Genomic DNA, 3,514 nt, shown 5'->3' on the forward strand with positions numbered 1-3,514 from the left:
GTCCCTGCCCCGCTTTCACCAGCAGCGGGCTCATGCCGCCTCCCGGCCCAGTCGGGGGATGGCATCGACCAGGCGCGCCAGGTAATCGTGGCCCATCTTCGCGTATGCGTAGCTGGGTGCGACGGCCGGGTCTTGCTCCGCTTCCACCACCAGCCAGCCCTCGTAGCCGTGCAGATACAAGCGCGTCAGGATGGCCGGGAAGTCGATGCTGCCGTCGCCCGGCACGCTGAAGGCGCCATTAATCACCGCCTGCAAAAAACTCCAGTGGCCGTTGCGGGCCAGTTTCACCACATTCGGGCGCACGTCCTTGCAATGCACGTGGCAAATCCTGTCGATATGCTTGTTCAGCACCGCCAAGGCATCGCCGCCGGCAAAGGTGATGTGACCCGTATCGAACAGCAAGCCGACCTCGGGACCCGTCAGGGCCATCAATTGGTCCACATCGGCCGGCGTTTCCACATAGGCGCCCATGTGGTGGTGATAGGCAAGGCGCACGCCGTGGGCCAGCAGGTGCCGGGCAAAGGCCGTCAACTTGTCGGCGTAGTCCTGCCACTGCTGGGCGGACTGAAAACGCGGGCGTTTATACAGGGGGCGCGCTTCGCCCTGGATGGCGTCGGCCACTTCGCCATACACCATGACGGTGGCGCCGCTGTCGGCAAGCAAGCGCAAATGCGATGCGACGGAGGCGATCTCTTCTTCCACAGACCGATGGGCCAGCCGGCCCGAATACCAGCCGGAGACACAGGCCAGATGGTATTTTCCCAGCACGGCGTTCAGCGCCGGGGCATCTTTCGGAAACTTGTTGCCCAGTTCAAAACCCACGTAGCCGATCTCGGCGCCTTCCTTCAGCGCCGTTTCCAGGGGCGTTTCGCCGCCCAGGCTCGGCAAATCGTCGTTCATCCACGAGATCGGGTTGATGCCGATGCGTACATTCCATGTAGTCATTTCAATTCCTTTGTTTCAGGCGATCGTTTTCATAACGGGTACGCGCAGCTTGCACGCCGGGCTGGGTGGAGACCTCGGGCACGGCCACTTCCCACCAGCAACCGCCCTCCTGCGTCGTGCGCGTGTCGTCCGTATCGATGCAGATCAGATACGTGCGGGAAGCTGCCCGGGCACGCAGCATGGCCTGTTCGAGTTCGCCAATGTCGGCAACGTGTTCGGACAGCGCACCCAGGGATTGCGCATGCAGGGCGAAGTCGATGCGGGGGGCGCTGTCGGGCAACATATTGTTGAACGAGGCATTGCCGCAGGCCTGCTGCAGGCGGTTGATGCAGCCATAGCCCCGGTTGTCGAGCACGACGATGATGAGTTTTTTGTCCAGCATCATGGAGGTGGCGATTTCCGAATTCATCATCAGATAGCTGCCGTCGCCCACCATGACGATGACTTCCGCATCAGGCTTGGCCATCTTGACGCCGAGGCCGCCGGCGATTTCATAGCCCATGCACGAATAGCCGTATTCCATGTGATAGCCGCCCGGCGTGCTTGTCCGCCACAGCTTGTGCAGCTCGGCCGGCAGAGTCCCTGCCGCGCAGACGACGATGTCGCGGGTGGTGGAGTCAAGTGAAGAGCGCTGCACGGCGCCGATGACTTCGCCGTCGTACGGCAAGCCGGCGACTTCCCGCTTGCCGGTAATGGACGCCACGGTGGCGCGCCAGGCATGCGCTTCCTGCTGCGCCCGCTCCTGCCACTGGCCCGCGCTGTTCCAGTGCACCAGCCTTTGCGACAAGCCCTGCAAGCCCAGGGTCGCGTCCGCCTGTACACCCAGGCCCCGGCGTTTCAGCGCATCAAAGCTGTTGACGTTCAGGCTGAGCAGCTGCGCCTGCACAAACAGGGAGTTGGACCCCGTCGTGAAATCCTGCAGGCGCGTGCCGACGGCCAGCACCACGTCCGCGTCCGCCGCCAGCGCATTCGCGGCGGGCGAACCGGTGACGCCGATGGCGCCCAGCTGCAAGGGGTGGTCCCACGGCAAGCTGCTCTTGCCGGCCTGGGTTTCCGCCACGGGAATGCCATGCCGTTCGGCAAACGTCCGCAGGGCGGCGCCGGCCTGGCCGTACAGCACGCCGCCGCCGGCGACGATCAGCGGCTGCTTCGCCGCTTGCAGCAAGGCGGCCGCCTCTTCCAGCTCCTGCTCGACGGGCGGCACGGCGCGGAAACGCACGGTCCTCGGCGCAAAGAATTCTTCCGGGTAGTCATACGCCATCGTCTGCACGTCTTGCGGCAGGGACAAGGTGACGGGCCCGCAGGCGGCCGCGTCCGTCAAGGCCGCAATCGCGCGCGGCAAGGCCGTGAGCAATTGCTCCGGATAGACGATGCGGTCGAAATAACGCGATAAAGGTTTGAACGCATCATTGACGGAAACGCTGCCATCCGTACCGTCTTCCAACTGCTGCAGCACGGGATCGGGTGCGCGCGAGACGAATACGTCGCCGGGCAGCAAGAGCACGGGCAGGCGGTTGACGTGCGCCAGGGCAGCCGCCGTGAGCAGATTCGTCGCGCCGGGACCGATGGAAGTGGTCACCGCCATCATGCGCCGGCGCATGTGCGCTTTTGCATAAGCGATGGCCGCGTGCGCCATCGCCTGCTCGTTGTGGGCACGATAAGTCGGGAAACTGTCACGGTACTGGTACAGCGCCTCGCCCAGTCCCGCCACGTTGCCGTGGCCAAAGATGGCGAAGGCGCCGCCGAACAGGGGTTCGCCGCCCTCGGTGCGCAGGGCCGACAGGTAGCGCACCAAGGCCTGCGCCATGGTCAATCTGATCGTGGCGCTCATGCGGCACGCTCCAGGCGGTTGCGCGTGCGCTGCCACAGACCAATCAGCTGCTCGAAATTGGCGCGCACGGCGGCGATCAGGCTCGCATCGTCGAGTTCGCCGGCCAGCCAGCGGCGGCTCGGTTCCTGGAAGATGGTGCGGCCCACCATGAAACCCTTGCAGGTGGTGCTGGCACTGGCTTGCTCAAAACTGTCGGCCAGGGCGGCGATGGGCGCGTTCAGGCCCAGTAATACCACGCCACGGCAATACGGATCGCGTTCGTGCACGAGGGCATCGATGGCTTGCCATTGCTGGGCCGACATGCTTTCCAGCTTCCACCATTCGGGGTAGATGCCGAGGTTGTACAGGCGCTTGACGGCGCGCAAGACCGTGTCTTCACTGTGCGGCAAGGCTTCCGACGGTATGACTTCGAGCAACAGTTCGTGACCGCTCACTTGCGCCGCATCGTACAGGGCCTTGATCTGCGCTTCCTGTTCCAGGCGGTTTTCCACGGCGTCATCCGGGTGCAGCTGCACCAGGCACTTGATCACGTGTTCCTTCGGCCAGCTGAGCAGGTGTGAACCGATGGAGCGGCCCCAGTCGAATTGCAGCGGGTTCGATCCCGGCAATTCCACGGGACGGCCTATCCACCAGCCGCGCCCCGTCGCATCGTTGAGCGCATCGACGCCATAGCGGCCATCGATCAGCACGCCCGTCTTGCCGGCCAGTTGCAAGGCCGTTTCCGTCTGCGCCACGGCT

3 protein-coding genes are annotated in these 3,514 nt (G+C 64.4%); all 3 read right to left on the minus strand.

The annotated features are described in order from the left end of the window. Nucleotides 1-30: 30 nt before the first annotated feature. Entirely contained in the window at nucleotides 31-945 is a 915-nt protein-coding gene (iolE, locus tag AC0V2Y_RS24865; RefSeq protein WP_475417783.1) for a myo-inosose-2 dehydratase, read from the minus strand. Between the two features lies 1 nt (nucleotide 946). After that, entirely contained in the window at nucleotides 947-2,776 is a 1,830-nt protein-coding gene (gene iolD, locus AC0V2Y_RS24870; protein ID WP_475417782.1) for a 3D-(3,5/4)-trihydroxycyclohexane-1,2-dione acylhydrolase (decyclizing), read from the minus strand. Continuing rightward, a partial coding sequence (locus AC0V2Y_RS24875) for a 2-deoxy-5-keto-D-gluconate 6-phosphate aldolase domain-containing protein (RefSeq protein WP_475417781.1) occupies nucleotides 2,773-3,514 on the minus strand: 742 nt, incomplete at its 5' end. The genes AC0V2Y_RS24875 and iolD, both read right to left, overlap by 4 nt.

Source organism: Janthinobacterium sp. BHSEK, assembly GCF_056174685.1.